Source organism: Actinoplanes sp. NPDC023714, assembly GCF_040639855.1.
Classification (GTDB): Bacteria; Actinomycetota; Actinomycetes; order Mycobacteriales; family Micromonosporaceae; genus Actinoplanes.
In genome coordinates this window covers 496,147-516,237 of record NZ_JBFAAR010000003.1, presented here as the reverse complement: position 1 = coordinate 516,237, position 20,091 = coordinate 496,147, and the positions used below count along the sequence as shown (strand labels likewise).

The 20,091-nt window shown below is 71.4% G+C and carries 15 protein-coding genes; 8 read left to right on the top strand and 7 right to left on the bottom strand.

What is annotated here, in order from left to right; all coding sequences use genetic code 11:
* The 3 genes from AB0G10_RS17705 to AB0G10_RS17695 are packed head-to-tail and all read right to left on the bottom strand — an operon-like array spanning position 1 to position 3,332.
* The gene (locus AB0G10_RS17705; RefSeq protein WP_360922128.1) at positions 1–294 is read right to left on the bottom strand and encodes a Uma2 family endonuclease; all 294 of its coding nucleotides are present in this window, start codon (positions 292–294) and stop codon (positions 1–3) included.
* 32 nt (positions 295–326) lie between these two features.
* On the bottom strand, positions 327–1,316 hold the full coding sequence (gene dctP / locus AB0G10_RS17700; RefSeq protein ID WP_360922126.1) for a TRAP transporter substrate-binding protein DctP: 990 nt from the start codon (positions 1,314–1,316) through the stop codon (positions 327–329).
* 27 nt (positions 1,317–1,343) lie between these two features.
* Positions 1,344–3,332, bottom strand: coding sequence for an EAL domain-containing protein (locus AB0G10_RS17695; protein WP_360922123.1), 1,989 nt, complete (start codon positions 3,330–3,332; stop codon positions 1,344–1,346).
* A gap of 94 nt (positions 3,333–3,426) precedes the next feature.
* On the opposite strand from AB0G10_RS17695, the gene AB0G10_RS17690 reads away from it, so the two are divergent.
* The 5 genes from AB0G10_RS17690 to AB0G10_RS17670 all read left to right on the top strand — a co-directional run bounded on the left by AB0G10_RS17690 (position 3,427) and on the right by AB0G10_RS17670 (position 9,196).
* Positions 3,427–6,054: an EAL domain-containing protein gene (locus AB0G10_RS17690; RefSeq protein WP_360922120.1), complete on the top strand. Its 2,628-nt coding sequence runs from the start codon at positions 3,427–3,429 to the stop codon at positions 6,052–6,054.
* 32 nt (positions 6,055–6,086) lie between these two features.
* Positions 6,087–6,437 carry a PadR family transcriptional regulator gene (locus AB0G10_RS17685; protein ID WP_360922117.1) on the top strand — a complete coding sequence of 117 codons (351 nt, stop codon included), beginning with the start codon at positions 6,087–6,089 and terminating at the stop codon, positions 6,435–6,437.
* Positions 6,434–7,837, top strand: a complete 1,404-nt coding sequence (locus AB0G10_RS17680; protein ID WP_360922114.1) for a hypothetical protein — start codon at positions 6,434–6,436, stop codon at positions 7,835–7,837. Before AB0G10_RS17685 ends, AB0G10_RS17680 begins: the two co-directional genes overlap by 4 nt.
* Positions 7,838–8,082: 245 nt before the next feature.
* The gene (locus tag AB0G10_RS17675) at positions 8,083–8,763 is read left to right on the top strand and encodes a DUF6082 family protein (protein ID WP_360922111.1); all 681 of its coding nucleotides are present in this window, start codon (positions 8,083–8,085) and stop codon (positions 8,761–8,763) included.
* A 160-nt stretch (positions 8,764–8,923) separates the two neighbouring features.
* A complete protein-coding gene (locus AB0G10_RS17670; protein ID WP_360922108.1) occupies positions 8,924–9,196 on the top strand; it encodes a hypothetical protein in 273 nt (90 codons plus the stop codon).
* Between the two features lie 36 nt (positions 9,197–9,232).
* Here AB0G10_RS17670 and AB0G10_RS17665 read toward each other — a convergent pair whose 3' ends face one another.
* Both AB0G10_RS17665 and AB0G10_RS17660 read right to left on the bottom strand, forming a co-directional pair.
* A complete protein-coding gene (locus tag AB0G10_RS17665) occupies positions 9,233–10,885 on the bottom strand; it encodes a DUF4173 domain-containing protein (protein WP_360922105.1) in 1,653 nt (550 codons plus the stop codon).
* Between the two features lie 466 nt (positions 10,886–11,351).
* A complete protein-coding gene (locus AB0G10_RS17660) occupies positions 11,352–12,509 on the bottom strand; it encodes an ROK family transcriptional regulator (RefSeq protein ID WP_360922102.1) in 1,158 nt (385 codons plus the stop codon).
* 78 nt (positions 12,510–12,587) lie between these two features.
* On the opposite strand from AB0G10_RS17660, the gene AB0G10_RS17655 reads away from it, so the two are divergent.
* The 3 genes from AB0G10_RS17655 (at position 12,588) to AB0G10_RS17645 (ending at position 15,252) form a co-directional block, all read left to right on the top strand.
* On the top strand, positions 12,588–13,415 hold the full coding sequence (locus tag AB0G10_RS17655) for a substrate-binding domain-containing protein (RefSeq protein ID WP_360922099.1): 828 nt from the start codon (positions 12,588–12,590) through the stop codon (positions 13,413–13,415).
* Between the two features lie 263 nt (positions 13,416–13,678).
* Positions 13,679–14,671, top strand: a complete 993-nt coding sequence (locus tag AB0G10_RS17650; protein WP_360922096.1) for a glycosyl hydrolase — start codon at positions 13,679–13,681, stop codon at positions 14,669–14,671.
* A gap of 143 nt (positions 14,672–14,814) precedes the next feature.
* Positions 14,815–15,252 carry a chemotaxis protein CheW gene (locus AB0G10_RS17645; RefSeq protein ID WP_360922093.1) on the top strand — a complete coding sequence of 146 codons (438 nt, stop codon included), beginning with the start codon at positions 14,815–14,817 and terminating at the stop codon, positions 15,250–15,252.
* Here the strand turns inward: AB0G10_RS17645 and AB0G10_RS17640 are convergent.
* Together AB0G10_RS17640 and AB0G10_RS17635 are read right to left on the bottom strand one after the other, a co-directional pair.
* Positions 15,177–17,732, bottom strand: a complete 2,556-nt coding sequence (locus tag AB0G10_RS17640; RefSeq protein WP_360922090.1) for a carbohydrate binding domain-containing protein — start codon at positions 17,730–17,732, stop codon at positions 15,177–15,179. The genes AB0G10_RS17645 and AB0G10_RS17640 overlap by 76 nt on opposite strands.
* Positions 17,717–20,080 (bottom strand): glycoside hydrolase family 2 protein, encoded by a 2,364-nt coding sequence (locus AB0G10_RS17635; RefSeq protein ID WP_360922087.1) that lies wholly within the window; start codon positions 20,078–20,080, stop codon positions 17,717–17,719. Before AB0G10_RS17635 ends, AB0G10_RS17640 begins: the two co-directional genes overlap by 16 nt.
* Positions 20,081–20,091: the final 11 nt, after the last annotated feature.

Genomic DNA, 20,091 nt, shown 5'->3' with positions numbered 1-20,091 from the left:
TCAGATACGGGCGAGGTCGATCTCGACGGCGAAGGGCGCCGTCGGCTTGATGAGGCCGGTGAAGATCTCGCTGTCGCGGTAGCGGCCCGCCGCCGGATCGAGAACGTACGTGTAGACGATCGGCGCACCGGTGGCGGCCTGCTCGACCCGCCAGTAGAACGGGATGCCGGCCCTCGCGTACTGATCGGTTTTGACGATCCGGTCGGTGGTCTCCGATCCCGGAGAGACCACCTCCATCACCAGGAGCACGTGTTCAGGCCGGGTGGGATTCAGGTCGATGGTGTCAGCAGTCATGCACCCTCCCGGACAACCACGATAGGGCGGTCTCAGGACAGGCCCGGCAGCAGATCCGCGAGGTCGCCGAACGTGCCGCGATGGTTGCTGATCACCTTGGCGAGGGCCTTCCGGAACAGCTCCACGTCCGCCTCGTTGAGCCGGCTCCCCTGCCGCTCCGCCGACGCCGTCTTGGCCTTGGTGGCCTCGGCCCAGAGCCGGATCTCCTCCTCCTGCGTGAGCTGCCCGGCCTGCATGATCGAGTCGCGCATGGCGGCGGGCCGGTCGGCGAGCCAGGTGGCGCCGGCGAGGAGGACGTCGACGCCGTGCTGGTGGCGGGTCCAGGACAGGTAGGGCGCGTACTGCTGGTGCTGTTCGGTCTCGTAGAAGACGACGCTGTTCTCGGCGCCGTCGACGAGGCCCTGTTTCAGCGCGGAGCCGATGTCGTTGGTGGCGAGCGGCACCGCGGTGGCGCCCAGCGCGTTGATCATGTCGATCGAGACGATGCTCTGCGGCACCCGGATGCGCAGGCCCTTCAGGTCGGCCGGGGTGTGGATGGCGCGGACCCGGTTGTAGAAGTTGCGGTCACCCGCGTAGAAGAAGCCGAGCATGACGAGGCCGTGCTCGGCCAGGATCGCCGAGCAGCGCCGCCCGAAGTCGCCGCGCATGCTCGCCAGGCACTCGTCGCGGTCGGTGAAGGCGTAGGGCAGGCTGGAGACGCCGAGCCGTTTGTCGTACGCGGTCAGGTTCGCCAGCAGCGTCTTGCAGAAGGCGAGTCTGCCGGTGCGCAGCATCTCCGCCATGCGCTGCTCGTCGCCGAGCTCGCCGCCGGGTTTCACGGTGACCCGGCACTGGCCGCCGGTCAGCTCGGACACCTTGCCGGCGAAGAAGTTCTCGGCGGCCACCATCGGGCTGGTGGGCTGCACGGACTCGCCGAGCAGCACGTCCACCGTGTCGGTCGGGGCCGAGGTCGAGCGGGAGCAGCCGGTCGCCAGCCCGCCGGCCACCACCGCCACCGAGGTCAGCAGGGCGCGGCGATCCACATCCTCACGGTAGTGCCGGCGGCGGCCTCAGCTGATGCTTATCGCCATTCCCGAGCGGTCCAGCCAGGCGGTCAGCTCGGCGGCCGGCAGCGGGCGGCTGATGTGGTACCCCTGCGCCTCGTCGCAGCCGAGGTCGCCGAGCGCCCGCAGCGCGTCCTCGTTCTCGACGCCCTCGGCGACGACCCGCAGGCGCAGGTTCTTGGCCAGGTCCACGACCGCCCGCACGATGGTCTCGTCCCGGGTGTCCTCGCACATCTTCATGACGAAGCTCCGGTCGATCTTCAGCTCGTGCGGCGGCATGTCCCGCAGGTGCGCGATCGAGGAGTACCCGGTGCCGAAGTCGTCGATCGAGATGTGCACGCCGTGCTCGCGCAGCTGCCGCAGCACCTCGCCGGCGCGTTCCATGTCGGTGACCACCGCACTCTCGGTGATCTCCAAGGTCAAGAGCTTCGGGGGTACGTCGTGACGGGCGAGTGCCGCGACGATGGTGGCCGGGAACGCCTCGTCGGTCAGCGACCGCGCCGGGACGTTCACCGAGACCGGGAGCTCGTGGCCGAGCGCGGTCCACCGGCCGAGCTGGGCCAGCGCCTGGTCGAGCACGTCGGCGGTGACCATGTCGATGAGGCCGCTGTCCTCGGCGAGCGGGATGAACGCGTCCGGGCCGAGCAGCCCGCGGGCCGGGTGCTGCCAGCGGACCAGGGCCTCGGCGCCGCACGGCCGGCGGGTCGCCACGTCGATCTTGGGTTGGTAGAACACGACGAGCTCGCCGCGCTCGATGCCCTGGCGCAGCTCGCTCTGCAGCGACAGCCGGCTCGCGTCGCCGCTGTCCAGCGCCGGGTCGTAGCCGGCGACGCCGCCGTGCCGGCGCTTGGCCGCGTACATCGCGACGTCAGCGTGCTGGAGCAGCTCCTCGCCGCCGTCGCCGTCGACCGGGTACGACGCGACGCCGATGCTGGCGTCGATGTCGACGAGCAGGCCGCCGAGCGCGACCGGCCGGCGCAGCTCCTCGAGGATCCGCTGGCCGGCCTCCATGGCCTGCTGGTGGTCCGGCGCGGTCGGCAGGATCAGGGCGAACTCGTCGCCGCCGAGGCGCACCACGACGTCGCCGGCCCGGCGGCCCCCGGTCAGCCGCTGCGCCACCTCGACGAGCAGGTCGTCGCCGGCGTGGTGGCCGAGCGTGTCGTTCACCTCCTTGAACCGGTCGAGGTCGATGAGCAGCAGGCTGAACGGGGTGCCGGAGGCCTGCCCGCGCCGGACCGCGGCGTCGAGCTCGTGGTGCAGCTTGGCGCGGTTGCCGAGCCCGGTCAGCGGGTCGTGGGTGGCCTCGTGCAACCGCTGCTCCGCCTGCCGTTCGGCGCGGCGCTGATAGCCGATGAGCACCCGGGCGCAGACCGCGAACAGCGCCAGGACGACGCAGATGGTCGCCACGGCGATGGCGTGCAGGATGTCGGCGCGCCGGTTCACCTCGCGCAGGTAGTCGGAGAGCTCCTGCTGGTGGTGGTCGCCGATGGCGAGGACGTTGTCGCGCAGCGGGGCGAAGGTCATCGAGGCGAGGTCGGTGTATCCGGCGACGTCGGCGCCGCCGTCGGTGTGCGAGATGATGTCCGAGACGATCCGGTTGTAGTTCTCGTACCCGCCGCGGATGGCGTCGAGCTCGGCCCGGTCGACCGCGTTGTTCCGCTCCAGCCAGTCGAGGTTGGCCCGGGCGGCGCCGAGCTTCGCGACCAGCTCGGCGCGGCGGTACTCGGTGCCGCCGGTGGCCAGGTATCCGCGCAGCGCCGCGTCCTCGGCGTTGATCTGTACCGAGATCCGGTTCAGGGTCTGCGTGATGGCCTGGACCCGGCGGACCTCCTCGGTGGTCTCGGCGGTGCCGGTGGAGGCCAGGACGGCCGCGGCGGCCAGGATGACGATGCCGGCCGCGGTGCCGGCGATCGCCGACCGGGCGGTCGCCCGAGCCTCCAGCAGCCGGGTCCACCGCCCGCGTCCGGGCCGGTCGCCTGCGCCATTCGCCTTCACACGGTGTCTTTTCGGCTCGGCGGGCCGCGAATTGAACGCTTCGAAGCTGCGGTGTAGATCTCAACTCGGCCGTGATCGCGTCGATGGGGAGGGGGTGCGTGCCTTCGCCGACCGGGCGTTCCGGGCCGTAACGGCGCTGGTCATCGCCGATGTCGCCGTGTTCCTGCTGCAGGAGCGGACCGGCCCGTGGTGGCCGGGCCCGGTGAACTGGCTGCTGATGATCGCGGTCATCGTGCCGACGCTGATCCTGGTCCGGCGGGTGGAGAGCGATCCGGCGTCCGCGCCGGCGGTGCGCCGGTACTGGAAGTCCGTGCGGGTCGGCATCACGCTGTTCGTCGGGGTCGCGGCGTTGCGCATCCTGTACGAGCTCGGCGCCGGCGGCTGGCTGCTCCCGGCGTCGGTGGTGCTGCACCTGGTCGGCGGCATCGTACTGACCTGGCCGCTGGTCGGCCTGCCCTCCGGCGCCCGCAACCGCGCCGAGCAGATCGGGATCTGGCTGGATCTCGGCACCCTCACCTGCGCCGCCGGCCTGCTGATCTGGCACTTCGGCGCCTCCGCGCAGTTCGCCGGCGGCCGGGTCACCGTCTCCGGGGTGGTCGCCGCGGCCGTCATCATGGGCGCCGGGCTCAACCTCGTCTACATGGCCGCGCGGGTGGTGCTGGCCGGGGTCGGCACGTTCGCCCGGCGCGGCCTGTACTGGATCGGCGCGTCGGCGCTGATCGGCGGGCTCGGCTCCGCGATCAGCTTCCTGGACCCCCGGCAGCCGGCCGGGAATCCGCTGGTGCTGGTGCTTCCACTGGCGGCGTTCGCGGCGGCGGCCGGGGCGCGGGTGCAGGTGGTGGACACCGCGGGCGGCGGCCGGCCGGAGCGGCGGCCGCGCGGGTACAGCCTGATGCCGTACGTCGCGATCGCGGCGGTCGACGCCGTGGTGCTCTTCCACAACGTCGGGGTCGGCAGCGACCGGGACGACCTGCTCGTCGACGCCGTCGCGGTCACGCTGACGGCGCTGGTCGTGGTCCGGCAGCTGCTGGCCTTCCGGCTGAACGACGCCCTGCTGGCGCGTATCGGCGTACAGGAGAAGCGGTTTCGTCTCCTGGTCCAGAACTCCACCGACATGGTGACCATCACCGATGCGTCCGGCATGCTCACGTACGTCAGCCCGGCGTCCCTGCGGGTGCTGGGCACCGACCCGGACGACATGATCGGCACCACCGTGGGAACGTGGATGCACCCGGACGACCGGGCGGCGGCGGCCGGTCGGCTCACCACGCTGCTCGCGGCGCCCGAGACCACGGCCGTCTCGCAGGTCCGGCTGCGGCACGCCGACGGCACCTACCGGTGGCTCGACGTCACCAGCGCGAACCTGACCGGCGAGCCGAGCGTGGCCGGCATCGTCAGCAACGCGCGCGACATCACCGAGACCCGGGAGGTGCGCGACCGGCTCAGCTACGAGGCCAGTCACGACCGGCTGACCGGCCTGACCAACCGGGCGGTGTTCACGAAGCGGATGACGGCCGCGGTGACCGCCGCCGGCCCGGACACGCCGCTCGGCGTCGTGCTGATCGACCTGGACGACTTCAAGACCGTGAACGAGGCGCTCGGGCACACCACCGGCGACGCGCTGCTGGTGCACGTGGCCGAGCGGATCCGCGCGAGCGTGCGGCCGGCCGACACGGTGGCCCGGTTCGGCGGTGACGAGTTCGCCGTGCTGTTCGAGGGCATCCGCGGCGCGGACCTGGACCAGGTGCTCACCCGGATCGCGGCGGCGCTGCTCGAGCCCGCCCTGATCGACGGCGAGCCGATGACCGTGCGGGCCGGGTTCGGCGTCGCCGAGGGCCGGGGCGGCGACGACGCCGGTGACCTGCTGCGCCGGGCCGGGATCGCGCTGTACGAGGCGAAGGCCCGGGGCGAGGGCGGCGTCGAGCGGTACCGGCCGGGCATGGAGGCGCGCGGCGCCGAACGGCGACGGCGGGTAGCGGCGCTGCACACCGCGATCGAATCCGGTCAGCTGGTCACCTTCTATCAGCCGGTGGTGACCCTGCCCGGCGGCCGGATCACCGGCTGCGAGGCCCTGGTCCGCTGGCAGCACCCGACCGAGGGGCTGCTCGGTCCGGGCGCCTTCATCGAGGCGGCCGAGCAGAGCGGCCTCATCGTCGCGCTGGGCGCCTGGGTGCTGCGGGACGCGACCCGGGAGGCGACGACCTGGCCCGGCGAGCTGACCGTGTCGGTGAACGTCTCGGCCCGCCAGCTGCGCGAGGCCGGCTTCCCGGACGTGGTGGCGGCGGCGCTGCGGGACAGCGGCCTGCCGGCGCGCCGGCTGACCGTGGAGATCACCGAGTCGCTCGCGGTCGGCGGCGGCGCCACCGCCGCGAACCTGCAGGCCCTGCGGGACCTGGGGGTACGGCTGTCGCTCGACGACTTCGGCACCGGGGCGTCGACGCTGAGCCTGCTCGCCAGCTGCCCGGTCGACCAGATCAAGCTGGACCGCTCGTTCGTCCCGGACGTCGGCGGCTCGCCCGCCATCGCGGACGCGGTGGTGCAGATGGCCCGGGCGTTCGGCCTGCAGGCGGTGGCCGAGGGCGTGGAGACCGCCGAGCAGGCCGCCCTGCTGGCCGGGCTCGGCTACGAACGTGCGCAGGGCTTCCACTTCGCCCGCCCGATGCCCGCCGCCGACCTGCGCGCCCGCCTGGCCGGGGAGGCCGCCGTACCGGCCGAGCGTTGACCCATACTCAGATCATCTTTATATTGGCCCGCATGCCACCCGCCCCGATGCGCGAACCCACCTTCTGGATCCTCACCGCCCTGGCGCCCGAGCCGCGCTACGGCTACGGGGTGATCCAGGAGGTCACCCGCCTCTCCGACGGCCGGATCACCCTGCAGGCCGGCACCCTCTACGCCGCCCTCGACCGGCTCGCCGCGCTCGGGCTGGTCGAGCCGGACCGGGAGGAGATCGTGGACGGGCGGCCCCGGCGCTACTACCGGCTCACCACCGACGGCGCGGCCGCGCTGGACGCCGAGACGAAGCGGCTGCGGGCGAGCGTCGAGGCGGCCTCCGCCCAGCTCGCCGCCCGCCGCCGGTTCGGCCTGGGGACGGCGCCGTCATGAACCTGGAACGTCGTTACTCGTACCTTCTGCGCGTCCACCCACCCGGCCCGCGCCGCGCCGAAATGCTCGCCACCCTGCTGGAATGCGCTCCGCCGGAGCGCGTCCGGCCCACCGGCCGGGAGATCTTCAACATCATCGGGTACGGTCTGCGCGCCCGTCTCGGCCGGCCCGCCAGCACCGCGATCGTCGTGCTGGCCGTGCTGGCCTCGCTCGCCGCGGGCCTGCTCGGCGCCGCCGTCGCGGCCCGGGTCGGCTGGCACTACGCACCGGCCCTGCCGTCCGGCGCCGCGTCGCAGGAGCTCGGCGCGACCGTCTTCCCCGGCAAGCGGGTGTGGGGCGGCGGCGACGCCGAGACGTTCGTGGAGAGCGGCGACGGCGAGCAGACCATCTACGGGTTCGCCGACTACTGGGTGAAGCACGACGACACCACCCGGGACGTGCTCGCCTACGCCGAGGGCGCCCGGGACCGGCTGGCCGCCGCCGGCTGGGACGTGCACGGCGACGTCACGCACGAGTCGGAGGCCGGGTCCGAGTCGTCGATCGACACGGCCGGCTTCTGGGCCACCCGGGACGGCCTGGTGCTCACCTACACCGGCGTCCTCTGGGGCGAACGCGCGCCGTGGGACTCCGACGGCGCGGCCAGTTTCCAGCTCACCCGCTCGGCCCCGCCCTGGCTGGCCACGGTCGCCGTCGCCGGCGGCCTTCTCACCGCGGCCTTCGGCTGGCTGCTCGTCGGCTGGGCCAGCCGCCGCACCGAGGACGACCCGGCCCGCGCCGGCGTCGCCGCGACCGCCGGCTGGACGGCGGTGCTGCTGACCCTGCTCTCCGCCCTGCTCGGCGGCCTGTGGAACATCCAGGCCGACCGCCCCGGCGACGAGGTCCTCTGGCTCGGCCTGCGCGCCCTCACCGGCGTGCCGGGCGCGATGATCCTCGGCCTGATCGTGGTGGCCCTCGCCGCGGTCCGGCTGCGCGCCGCGCTCCCGCCGATCGCCGTGCTGACCTGCCTGATCGCCGCCGCCTGCTGGCACGCCCCGGCAGTGCTGGCGTCCTGCGCCCCGTCCGGCCCACCCGCCGACCCGGCCCCGGCCGACGTCGCCCACAGCCGGGTCGCCCGCGTCTACATCACCCAGTCGTCCACCGACGAGCAGCGCAACTACGCGCAGGCCGCGATCTCCCGGGTCTGGGGCACCATCTCCTACTCGTTCCACCACGACCCCACCGACGACGAATACCGGTGGGCCTACTGCGACGGAGGCGACCTCACCGGCGACTCGGGCATGACGGTCCCCTACTTCTGGGAGATCGGCCTGAGCAGTCCCGGCGTCTTCCCCGCCCTCGCCGACGAGGTGGCACACATGCCCGGCGTGGTCGCCGTCCGCCACGGCGAGGAATACCGCTGAGCATTAACGGTCGTTAATGGTCTTGAATGGTGGCGGATCGCCACCATTCAAGATGCCATGTCGCAACATCGGCACCGACTCCGTATCGACTTTCACTCATGGGACGATGGTGGTTCTCCCACATTTGTTGCCGCATTATGTGAGATGAGGCGGCATCGCGGCCAGTTGCCGATGGTCGCGGTGGACAGCTCGGGAGTGGCGGTCGTGGCTGCACGGCCGCCACCGGCGACGGGAGGCGAGTTGCGATGGCGAGCGCTACGAAGGAGTCCCGTCGAGTCGCCGCGGCCCGTCTCATCTACCGGCTCGCCGCCATCGCCGCAGCGGGCCTGCTCGCCCTGGTCGCCGGGGTGGGCGTCGCAGCCGTGCTGGGACAGCAGGCTCCCCCCGGTGACTGGAGTCGCTGGAGTGACGTCGGACAGACGTTCGGCGTCCTCAGCTCGATCATCAGCGGGCTCGCGCTGATGGCCGTGGTGATGACCGCACGCGTCCAGTTCCGCGAGTTGCAGCGCAGCGCAGCCGCCGAATTGAGCATGTTGCATCTCGAGATCCTGAAGATGAGCATCGACGATCAGCAACTGGCCGAAGTCTGGCCGGCATTTCAGCCGGGCCTCTCCGTCAAACGAAATCGTCAGTTCCTGTACGCGAACATCATCTATCAGTTCCACTGGACGTCATTGAATTTGAACAAGGCGACCGACGATGAGGTGCTCGGCAGCATGCGGTACCTCTTCACCAGTTCCATAATGCGGAAGTATTGGGCGGCCGCCGAGCGCGGCAGGACATCCCTGGAGCCCGGTAGCTCGGAGCACGCCTTCGCGAGGAAGCTCGACGAGATCTGCCGGGACTACGAGACAGCGGTCGCCACCGCGCACCATGACTTCGGGCCGTCTGCGGACGAGGCCATCCTGGCGGAAGAGCCCACCTGACCAGCGCGCGAAGGTAGGCTCATCAAGTAGCCCAGCGGGTCGGTGCGAGCGCCGGCCCCGGACCCATGCCGGAACCCTGACCGCCGACTACCCGGACATCCTGTCCGGCGCGGTTGTCGGCGCGTGGCGTTCCTTTGACGGCACCACGACGACGTGCAAGATGATCGAGTCCGTCAGCGGCAAGGAAGGCATCCCTGTGGAGTTCGTACGCCGGCTCGGTCTTTCACCCCGGGAACGCGGATCGTTGAACAATGCGACGTGCCCCGACGTATTCGAGCTCTCCGATGGGAACTTCGCCGTCATCGGGACGGACATGACCGAGGCTCTGGAGCCGGCTCTGCCGCCGGATGCCGCACGGGCCGACTACGAGCGGATCGTGGTGGTCTCACGGGAGACCCTGCTGGCCGCCAAGCGGGACATCCCGGATGCGTGAGAGGGTGCTCCGGCACTGAGCCGGAGCACCCCGGCCTCACCTGCGGGTCTTGGGCAGGTCGAACTGGTCGGCCGCCTTGCAGTCCTTCTGGTTGCCGATCGCGTCCGGCGGCAGCTTCGCCAGCTCCTCGCGCGCCCTCTCCCGCCCGAGATTCCAGGCGTACCAGGGGTCGGGCTCCTTCAGATCCTCGACGATCCAGCTGAGCGTGCACCGGCGCACCGGATCGGGGAGTTCGCTCAGGGCCGGTGTGGCGTCGGCGGAGAGGGCGCGGAGATACCAGGCGTCGATCTTGCCGGAACCCTCGTAGCGGGCGGCGTTGCGGCTGGCCACGTACCCCTCGGGGTCGAGGACCGCGAGGCCGAGCAGCATCAGGACGGCGAGGCCGACGGTGGTTCCGGGGATCCAGCGGCCCCGCCACTTGATGCCGGCCACCGCGATCAGCACGAAGATCACGCCGAGCAGCATCTCGGAGGCCATCACGAAGATGCGCTCGCCGGTGAAGCTGTAGACCCTCTGGTATTCCCACATCCGGGACAGCGCGGACGCCACGATCACGACGCTCAGACCACAGAGCAGGCCCAAGAGTACGCGGAGAAGCACCCGCTCCGCCGGTTCCTCCCGTTTCGCCCAGCGGGCCAGGCCGGCGATCAGGGCCAGCGACAGCAGGGTGACGGCGACGAGTTGCCAGAAACCGCTCCGGGCGTACTGCGAGTAGCTGAGCCCGGCCGTCTCGAGCACGTGCCGGCTGCCCCCGAACAGGACGGTGAACTGCACCGCCACGAAGCCGCCGAAGAGCAGCACCAGCGCGGCACCGGCCGGCGCCCACTCGATCAGGCCGAACCGGCCCCGGCCCTCGGTGTCCAGGCTGGACGTCGTCGGCGGCGCGGTGAGCGTGTAGATGCCGGAGACGGCGAGCAGGCCACCGGCCGCGGCCAGGAGGATCCACTGGAAGAGCGAGCCGGCCGCGAGGTCGGGCACGGCGTCGTCGAGCAGGCTGGAGAACGCGACGTCGGCCGAGGACAGCAGCGCGCCGAAGACGAACAGCACCACGACGGTGAGCGCGACCGAGAAGAAGATCCGCCGGGCCATGCCCGGGTTGCGGCCGGTCTTCAGGTGCTTGCGCACCCAGGGGATGCCGGCGAAGGCCGCGTACGGGGCGGCGACGAGGCTGAACAGGATCGACCTGACCTGCCGGCCGCCGACGATCGCGAGCGCCGTGCAGCCGATCGCCCCCAGCACGCTGAAGGTCACCAGCCACCAGGCGTTGCGGAACGCCGGGATGAGCATGAGGGCGAGCGCCGCGGCGGCCCAGCCGGAGCGGATCAGCCTCTCGCTGCGGGACAGGTCCTTGGAGCCGCGGACCGCGAACCCGACGCCCAGGGTGAGCGCGAGCCAGCCGAGGAACCAGCCGATGCCGACCCGGTCCAGCGGCAGGAAGACCAGGAAGCCGAGGGCTCCGGCGAGCACACCGGCCGGTACGGCCCAGCCCTGCGCCGTCTTCGGCCCGGGCCAGTTCTTCTTCCGGAACAGCTGCCAGCTGGACGGCGGCTGCTCGTATCTCCCGAACGGGTGGATCGGCTGCGGGACCGGAGGAACCTGCTTGGGGGCCGGCGCCTTCGCGGGCGTGAAGGCGAGGTCCGACGGGGTCGCGTTCTCGACGGGCGCCGCTTTCTCCACGGGCGCGGGCACCGGCTCAGACTTGGCGACCGGAGCCGGCTCGGGCTTGGCGACCGGCTCAGGCTTGGAAACCGGAGCCGGCACAGGAGCGGGAGCCGGCTCAGGCTTGGAAACAGGAGCCGGAGCGGATTTCGTGGAAGCCGGTTCGGTCTCCACCGGGATCATCGGCAGGAAGAGCGCGTATCCCTTCGTACCCGAAGGAACTCGAACCGGAATCGCCCACGCCGTCTCACCGTCGGCGCCCGGCCAGACGATGGGCGGAATCCCCTCGACGGGCGGCATGACCAATAGCTGGGGTGCCGGTACAGGAACATCCGCGGCCGGATCCGGCTGCTGTCGTGGCACGTCCGCCACTGCACCCTCCTAGGTTGCTCGGTCCGCACACTGTAGGGCGTGCGCACGGCAATTTCTACGCCGGGACGTGTCCGTATCGCCGCGACGCGCGGATGGATTGGCACGGATGCGGGAGGTGCGTGCGTCAGGTGGCGGTGTGACCGGGCGCGATCGACGCCTGGACCACCAGCGCCGCCGCCCCGATCCCGGCGGCGTCGCGCGGCTGCGCCGACAGCTCGACCACGATCTCGTGCCGGCGCCGGGCGTGCGCGGTCCGCTCCAGGTGGGCGCGCAGCCGGCGGGCGTAGATCGAGCCGGCCACCGCGACGCCCGGCCCGGTCAGCACGACCCGGCCGAGGTCGAGCAGGTTCACCATCGAGGTCACCGCGAGGCTCAGGTACCGGGCGGCCTGGTCCACCACCGCGAACGCCCGCGGGTCGCCGCTGACCGCGGCGTGCGCGATCGCGTCGTACGCGGTCGAAATGGTCTTCTGATCCACTGTCAGCCCCGCCTCGCGGGCGGCGTCGACGGTCGCCACCATCGAGGCGTAACGCTCGACGCACCCCTGATTGCCGCACGGGCACGGCCGGCCGTCGTAGGCGATCGACAGGTGCCCGAGCTCGCCCGCGTCGAAGCCGGCGCCGCGGAACAACGCCCCGCCGAAGACCAGGCCGGCGCCGATCCCGGTGGACAGGTAGACGCTGCCGAACGCCTGCTCGCGGGGCACCCGCCGGCTCCAGAACTCGCCGAGCCCGGCCGCGGCCGCGTCGTTCTCCACGATCACCGGCAGGTTCAGGCGCTCGGTCAGCGCGGCGCGGACGGCGGTCCACTCCGGGGCGTCCTCCTCCTCGCCGGGGCGGGCCGTCGGCGCCACCACGGCGAGCCCCTCGATCCGGTCCCGGGGCAGGTCGAGGTCGGCGATGAACTCGTCGAAGCGCTCCCCCAGCCGCTCGGCGAGGTCCACGCCGTCGAACGGGATGACCTCGCGGCCCACCACGCCGCCGGTCAGGTCGATCGCCACGCAGGTGAGCGTGTCCGGGCCGAGGTGGAAGCCGATGCCGAACCGGTTGGCCGGGGTGATCGCGAGCAGCTTGCGGGGCTTGCCGCGGGACGAATCGGACGAGCCGGTCTCGTAGATGACCCCCTCGGCGATCAGGTCCCGCACGATGTTGGAGATCGACGGCTGGGTGAGGCCGGTCCGCTCGGCGAGCTCCACCCGGCTGATCGTGGCCGTCGAGCGGATGACGTCCACGACCAGGGCGCGGCTACCCGGCCCGGCCACGGAGGTTTCTCGGCGTGCCATGACGTGTGGTCTCCGTTCGCGTGCCGCCTGCTGTCAGGCGATACCGTACCTTTCGGCACGACAGCTACGGAGGAACCGGTGACACAGGCGCAGCGGCGGGTCGGCGTGGTTCTCGCACGAGCCTCACGGGTGCTCGGGCAGGAGCCGTTCTACCACGAGTTCATCGAAGGGCTGGAGCGTGTGCTCACCCCGGCCGGCGTCTCCGTCCTCGTGAAGGTCGTCACCGATCGGGAGGCCGAGAACCAGGCGTACGAACGGTGGGCCGAGCGCGGTCGCATCGACGGCGTCATCCTGGTCGACCTGCTGCCCGACGACGACCGGGTCCCGCTGGTGGACCGGCTCGGGCTGCCGGCCGTGGTGCTCGGCGCCCCGTCCACGGCGTCCGGGCTGCCCACGGTCTGGACCGACGACGCCGGCTACGCCCGGGAGGCGGTCCGTCTCCTGGCCGGGCGCGGGCACCGCACGATCGGGCACCTCAGCGGCCCGCTCTCGTTCATGCACACCCAGCTGCGCCGCGAGGGCGCCGAGGCCGAGGCCGCGTCACTGGACATCACGCTGGTCCAGGCCGACGGCGATTATTCGTACGAATCAGCCCGCGTCGCCACCGCCGAGCTGGCCGCCCGATCGTGCACGGCCATCATCTGCGACAGCGACCTGATGGCCCTCGCCGCCCTCGACACCCTGCGCGAACGGAATCTCGCGGTGCCGGCCGACGTCTCGGTGGTGGCCTGGGACGACTCCGCCCTCTGCCAGCTGGCCGTGCCGGCGCTCTCGGCGATGAGCCACGACGTGGCCCGGATCGGCGAGATCGCCGGCGGCGCCATCCTCGACGCGATGGCCGGCAAGCCACCGGCGGTCTACCAGGCGCCGCCGGCCACCTTCGTGGCACGCGACAGCACCGGCTGAAGCCTCACGCCGCCGCCCGAGCCCGCGCGCGCCACCACGGGGACTGCCTCGAGCGCCTGCGGGATCTGGCGGACTGTTCTTCCGCGGACGGCACACGCGGCCCCGGAACTATGGCTCGCGCCTTAAGTCAGCAACGACGATGCCCGTGAGGTGCACGCATGCCCATAGCGCCGCGCCCGCCCACGGACCACCGCGCCAACCTTGGTTGCTTAAATTATTAATCTAAGGTTGACATGGGCGTAACGACGATCGATGCTTCGTGCATGCGAATCCCCCGACCCGCCTGGGCCGTCGGCGCCGCGATGGTGCTGCTCGGCACGGGCATCAGCGCACCGGCCGCACAGGCGTTCCCGGCCACCCCGAAGTCCACCGTCCTCAACTATCTGCGGTCGATCACCGGCACGTCGATCGTCTCCGGGCAGCACAACAAGGAGCCGGCGAACCAGCCCGGCCAGTACACCCGCCAGGTGTACGACGTGACCGGCCAGTACCCCGGCCTGTGGGGCGGCGACATGATGTTCACCGGCACCGACGTCGCCAATCGGCAGAGCGTGATCAACCAGGCGAAGACCGAGTGGGCGAACGGCTCGCTGGTCACCCTGACCTGGCACGCCTGCTCCCCCACGGTCGGCGCCACCTGCAACTTCGAGGGCGGCGTCAAGACGAGCATCTCGAACGCGCAGTTCCAGGAGATCGTCACCGGCGGCACGAACCTGAACACCGTGTGGCGCAGCCGGATGGCGGCGGTCGTGCCCTACCTCAGGCAGCTCAAGGACGCCGGCATCCCCGTACTCTGGCGGCCCTTCCATGAGATGAACGAGAGCTGGAACTGGTGGGGAGCGCGGCCCGGCGCGAACGGCGGCGCGAAGATCTACCAGCAGATGCGCGACTACTTCACCAGCCAGGGCCTGGACAACCTGATCTGGGTCTGGAACGTCCAGGACAACCCGAACGCCAACTGGGCGCAGTACTACCCGGGCAGCGGCTACGTCGACGTCGTCTCGCTCGACGCCTGGTACAAGAGCTATCCGTCGTCGTCGGACTACTCGCAGATCCAGTCGATCGCGGCGGGCAAGCCGATCGCGATCGCCGAGATGGGCAGGGTCCCGAACAACAGCCTGCTGACGAGCCAGACCCGGTGGGCGTACTTCATGGTCTGGTCCGAGCAGCTGCGCGGCACCAACACGAACGCCGAGATCCAGGCGGCCTACTTCCATCCCCGCGTCCTGAACCAGGGCGAAGTCCGCATCGGCTGATCACGGTGGCCGCCGGTCTCCTCCGGCGGCCACCTTTCTTTTCAAGACTGGGCCGGATTCCTTGAGTCGGCGCGACGGCGTCCGATAACCCCGGCGAGCGATCGCCGCACGGATGCCGGCGGTCACCATCGTCGGGAGCCCGCATGTCGAGTCGCCAGTTCGTCACCTTCGAGGTCGCCGGGCAGTTCTTCGGCGTCGACGTGGACGCCGTGCAGGAGGTGCTGTCGTACAGCGAGTACACGCCGGTTCCGCTGGCGCCGAACGCGGTCGGCGGGCTGTTCAACCTGCGCGGCCAGGTGATCGCCGCGGTGGACCTGCGGGTGCAGTTCGGGTTGCCGCGCCGGGACATGTCGGGCCTCGTCATGAACGTGATCGTGCGGGCCGGCGACGAGCCGGTGAGCCTGCTGGTGGACCGGATCGGGCAGGTCGCCGACCTGGACTCGCAGCTGTTCGAGGAGCCGCCGGCGACGCTGACCGGGCCGTCCCGGGAGCTGGTCATCGGCGCCTACAAGACCGAGGGCCGGCTGCTGCTGGTGCTCGACGTCGCCGAGTGCGTGAACACGGCCCGCGTCACGGCCTGAGACTCCGGCGCCGGGTACGCCTGCACCTGGTCCACGATCAGCCGGCCGGCGTCGCCGCCGCCCAGATAGACCGAGAGCTGCGTGACCTGCCGCAGATCGAGCGTGCCGGTGGGAGCCCACGGCGGCTGCGCGAACGCGGTGAACGGCACCCGGACCGTTCCGGACGGCGTTCCGGCGGGGAGGGTGTGCTCCCAGTAGACGCCGTTCGCCACGAATTGGATCGTGATGCCGGCCCGGGTGCCGGTCCGGTCCAGGTCGAGCGAGATGCCCTGCTGGCCCCAGAGGTCGAGCGGGGCGAACGTGCGGGTCACGCCCGCGTAGCCGGAACTGCCCGGCGTCACGTCGAGCCGCATGGCCCGGCCGGCGCCCGACGGCGAGGCGACGATCGTCGGGGTCACCGGGTCGCCGCCGGTGTTGCGCACGTAGGCCGCGGCGAGGGCGGCGCTGTCCGCGTACCCCTCGAAGTCGTCGATCGTCGCCGGAGCGGACGGCAGGGCCCGGGTCGTGAAGGACGCGACAGGCGTGGTCCGGCTGCCGGCCGTGTTGGTGGCGCGCACGCTCCAGTACCAGGTGGTGGCCGGGTCGAGACCCTGCGCCGGGGTGTATGAGGTGGTGTCCAGCCCGGTCACGTCGATCACCGGGTCGTGCAGGTCGCGGTGCCGGGAGACGGTGAGCGTGTAGTGGCCGGCGCCGGCCGCCTCCTGCCAGGTGAACTCCTGCGGGCCGATCACCCCGGTGGCGCCCGCGGCCGGGGCCGTCACGGCGAACCCGGCGGGACGGCCGGTCACCGGTGCGGGGTCGGCGGCCCAGAGGGTGGCCTGGGCGAGTCCGGCAGCGCGCCAGACAAGTCGGATATTTCCGGCGCCAGCGAGTGACGCCGTGATCGACCACTTCACGTCGCGAACACGGTCGGCACGTGAGGCGATGGACCGCCAGCTGCTGCCGTCCTTCGACACCTGCACCGCGAGCGAGGGACGCCGGTCACTGAGCACATCGACCTGGATCCGCTTCAGACCGGCGATCTGCCAGCTCACCGACGCGTCTCCGCGGCCGGTGGGATGAAGGCCGCCGGGGCGGATCTCCGCGTCGGTGTGCCCGGAGGTCAGGAAGAAGTCCTGCAGTGGATCGGTGAGCACGGTCTCCCGGGCGCCGGCGTACCGCGGCTCGGACCGGGCGCCGTTGACGGCGGCGACGCGGTACCAGGCGTCACCGGGCGGCGTCAGGTCGGTCCACGGCGCGTCGGCGTCGGTGAGCACGCCGCCGTGTGCCGGCTTCCACGGCCCGTGCGGGGAGCGCGCCCGCTCCACCCGGTATCCGTCGGCGCCGGCCGCGCCCCGCCACCGCAGGACGTTGAGCCCGCCGCGCTTGCCGATCGCGGTGATCAGCGGGGTGCCGGCCGCCCTGCGCGGGACCGAACCGCCCATCGACGAAGCGAACGCGATCTGCGCCCGGTTCGCGGCTGTCATCCGGGCGTCGTCGCCGGGGTAGTGGAAGGTGAACCCGTCGTCGTGCTGGACGAATCCGTTGCGGTCGTGGTGGCCGAAGAGCGACCAGGACAGCATGCCGGTGACGTTCGGGTCGGCCACGGCCGGGTCGAACAGCTCGGCCGAGGCGGCGTTCGAGGCGTACTCCCCCGCGATGTAGACCTTGCCGGCGCCGGCGATGGTGGCGGCGTCGGCCTTCACCTTCGCGGCGGTCGGCGGGTAGTAGTGCACGTCCACGATGTCGACGTCGGGGGCGGTGAGGGTGTCCGGGTCGATGTCGAAGCGGCGGCCCGCGGCGATCAGCTGGCGCGGGGCCCAGCCGGCGAAGAGCGAGGCGTTCGTGTTGATCCACTCGGGGGTCATGCCCTCGAGCTCGTTGCCGAGCTCCCACGCCATGATCGTGGGGTCGTCGGCGTAGCGCTTGCCGGTCAGCGCGTTGACCCGGTTCATCACGTGCTTCACGTACGCCCGGTAGTCGGCGATGACCCGCGGGTCGGTGTAGAACGCCGCGTCGGGCAGGCCGTACGGCTTCGTGAAGTCGGCGTGCCCGCCGTGGTAGTACGCCCAGTTGTCGGTCAGCGGCAGGATGAGCCGGATGCCGACCCTACCGGCGTACGCGATGGCGTAGTCGACGGTCCGGAACGCCTCGTCGTTGAAGCCGGCCTCCTTCGAGGGCAGCAGCGTCAGCGGGTGCCCGGTCGAGGTCAGCATGTGCGAGCGGACCACCGTCATGCCCATGGCTCTGGCGGTGTCGAGGGCGTCCCGGATCCGGAAGTAGGTGGGGTAGCCGATCCCGCCCACGTTCTCGTCGAGGCCGAGCCAGTAGATGTTGGTGCCGGCGAACCGGAAGTCGCGCCGGTCGAGCGAGAGGGACGCGCCGTCCCGGGTCACGAAGGTCTTGTTGAGGGACGGCCACTTCTCAGGAGCAGTGGCCGAAGCGGGTGACGGGACGGCGAGGGAAGCCATGACGGTGAGGGCGATCAGAGCGGAACGCAACGGTCCTCCAGGGCGGAGAAGAGGTCGGTCAGCACCCACGGCACCTTCGCGAGCGCCGGGTCGAGGTCGAAGGGGGCACGGACGTGGAACACCACCGACTCGCCGGGCAGCAGGGTGACGAATCCCCTGTCGACGGTGGCCCGCGGGTGGATGCGGTCGGCCTGCAGCAGGATGTCGCGGGCCAGGCCGGCGGCCCGCACATGGACATCGAGCCCTCCCGGCACGGCTTCGACGTCGACGGTGAGACGAGGATTCTCGAGGGGAACGGACGAGGAGAACCACAGCGCCCGGGCGTCGTCGAGGCGGGCGACGACGACGCCGGCGGAGGAAGAGACGGTGAACGGCACGAGAGAGACCGACCGCGGCGCCACCGACACCGGGATGTCGTGACCGTCGACGAGAAGCGTCCCGTCCCAGGAGAAAGCGGTGTCGTTGAGGACCGCCACCACCAGCCCACCGTCCCGGGGCTGGATCGTCAGGGCGCGGGAAGCGTTCATCTCGCCGAGCGCGAAGTAGAGCGGCTTGTACCGGCCGGCGCCGTCGATGGCGGCCCAGGACGTGACCGGCCACAGGTCGTTGAGCTGCCAGAGGATGGCGCCGCCGGTGTGCGGCCAGTGCGACCGCCAGTGCTCGACGCCGGTGCGGACGGCCCGGACCTGGTTGAGCTGGGTCAGGTAGTGCCAGGCCTCGACGCCGAGCGCCTCGAACCCGGGGAAGTGCGGGGCCAGGCCGCGGGCCAGCTTGCCGTTGCCGTCCTCGGCCTTCTGGTGGTGCAGCACCCCGGGCGAGTCCGGCCGGATCGGGTCGTCGGAGACGGATTCGCGCAGCGTGGTCCAGGCCGGCGGCGCCTGCCAGCCGTACTCGGCGACGAACCGGGGCGCCGAGTTCCGGTAGTTCGTGTACGGCTCGCGGTTCCACACCTCCCAGGAGTGGAAGGTGCCGTGGTCGACGCTGTTCGGCTCGTGCTCCCAGGAGCCCGACCACGGGCTGCCCGCCTGGTAGACGCGGGACGGGTCGAGCTCGGCCACGATCTCCGGCAGCACCTCGAGGTAGTAGCGCTCACCCCAGGACCTCCCGTGCCCGCCCCAGCCCATCGCGCCGTGCAGCCACAGGTTCTCGTTGTTGCCGCTCCAGGTGATCAGGCTCGGGTGCGGCGACAGCCGGGTGACGTTCTCCCGAGCCTCGGCGACCACCTCGGAGAAGAGCGGCTCCTCCTCGGGGTAGTCGGCGCAGGCGAACAGGAAGTCCTGCCAGACCATCAGGCCGAGCTCGTCGCAGATCTCGTAGAAGGCGCGGTCCTCGTAGATGCCGCCGCCCCACACCCGGATCAGGTTGACGCCCGCGCCGGCCGCCTCGCGCAGCCGCGTCGCGTAGCGCTCCCGGGTCATCCGGGACGGGAAGATGTCGTCCGGGATCCAGTTGACGCCCTTGATCAGCACCGGCTCGCCGTTGAGGTGGAACACGAACCCGCCGCCGGTCCGGTCGATCTCCACGGTGCGGAATCCGACGCGTCGCTCCCAGCGGTCCAGCTCGTGATCGCCATCGGTCAGCACGACGGTCAGGGTGTGCAGCGCCGGCTCGCCGTGGCCGCGCGGATTCCAGGGCGTCACTCCGGGGACGTCCAGTTCCGTTCGTACGGAATCGGCATGAAGCGGAAGTGAGGCGATCTCCCGGCCGTCGAGCAGGATCCGCGCGCGGAGCGCGCGATCCCGGGTGCGTTCGATCTCGGTGGTCAGGTCCAGCTTTCCGAGACCATTCGCGTACGTCGTGAGCGGCCGCACCGCCGAGATGCGGGCCGTGCTCCAGCCTTCGAGGCGCACCGGCCGCCAGATGCCCGCGGTGACCAGGGTGGGTCCCCAGTCCCAGCCGAAACCGCAGGCCATCTTGCGGATGAAGTTGAACGGCTCCGGGTACGCGTTGTCGCGCTCGCCGAGCAGTTCGCGCACTTCTCCGGCCTCGGTGTAGGCGGATGCGAAACGGACGGTGAGCGGCTGCGGGCCGTTTTCGAGAAGCGCCGTCACGTCGTACCGATAGGTGCGGTGCATGTTGCGGGTGGTGCCGAGAACCGTGCCGCCGAGCTCGATCCCGGCGACCGTGTCGAGGCCCTCGAAGACCAGGTCGACGCGGTCGTGCTCGGGTCCGGTCCAGGCCACCTCGCGGGTGTACTGCCAGTCGGTGCGCCCGACCCAGGCGACCGCCTTCTCGTTGTCGTCGAGGAAGGGGTCCGGCAGCCGGCCGTCGTTCAGCAGATCGACGTGCACGCAGCCCGGAACGACCGCCGGAATGGCTTCGTCGGCGGGCTTCTCGCGCAGTTCCCACGCTCCGCCGAGGTCTTCCGCATGCAGCATTGAGAGATCCT

Coding starts and splice junctions, on each gene's coding strand:
- AB0G10_RS17705 (WP_360922128.1), bottom strand. CDS start 294: ATGACTGCTGACACCATCGACCTGAATCCCACCCGGCCTGAACACGTG.
- AB0G10_RS17685 (WP_360922117.1), top strand. CDS start 6,087: ATGCCACCCGCCCCGATGCGCGAACCCACCTTCTGGATCCTCACCGCC.
- AB0G10_RS17680 (WP_360922114.1), top strand. CDS start 6,434: ATGAACCTGGAACGTCGTTACTCGTACCTTCTGCGCGTCCACCCACCC.
- AB0G10_RS17675 (WP_360922111.1), top strand. CDS start 8,083: ATGGCGAGCGCTACGAAGGAGTCCCGTCGAGTCGCCGCGGCCCGTCTC.
- AB0G10_RS17670 (WP_360922108.1), top strand. CDS start 8,924: ATGATCGAGTCCGTCAGCGGCAAGGAAGGCATCCCTGTGGAGTTCGTA.
- AB0G10_RS17660 (WP_360922102.1), bottom strand. CDS start 12,509: ATGGCACGCCGAGAAACCTCCGTGGCCGGGCCGGGTAGCCGCGCCCTG.
- AB0G10_RS17650 (WP_360922096.1), top strand. CDS start 13,679: ATGCGAATCCCCCGACCCGCCTGGGCCGTCGGCGCCGCGATGGTGCTG.
- AB0G10_RS17645 (WP_360922093.1), top strand. CDS start 14,815: ATGTCGAGTCGCCAGTTCGTCACCTTCGAGGTCGCCGGGCAGTTCTTC.
- AB0G10_RS17635 (WP_360922087.1), bottom strand. CDS start 20,080: ATGCTGCATGCGGAAGACCTCGGCGGAGCGTGGGAACTGCGCGAGAAG.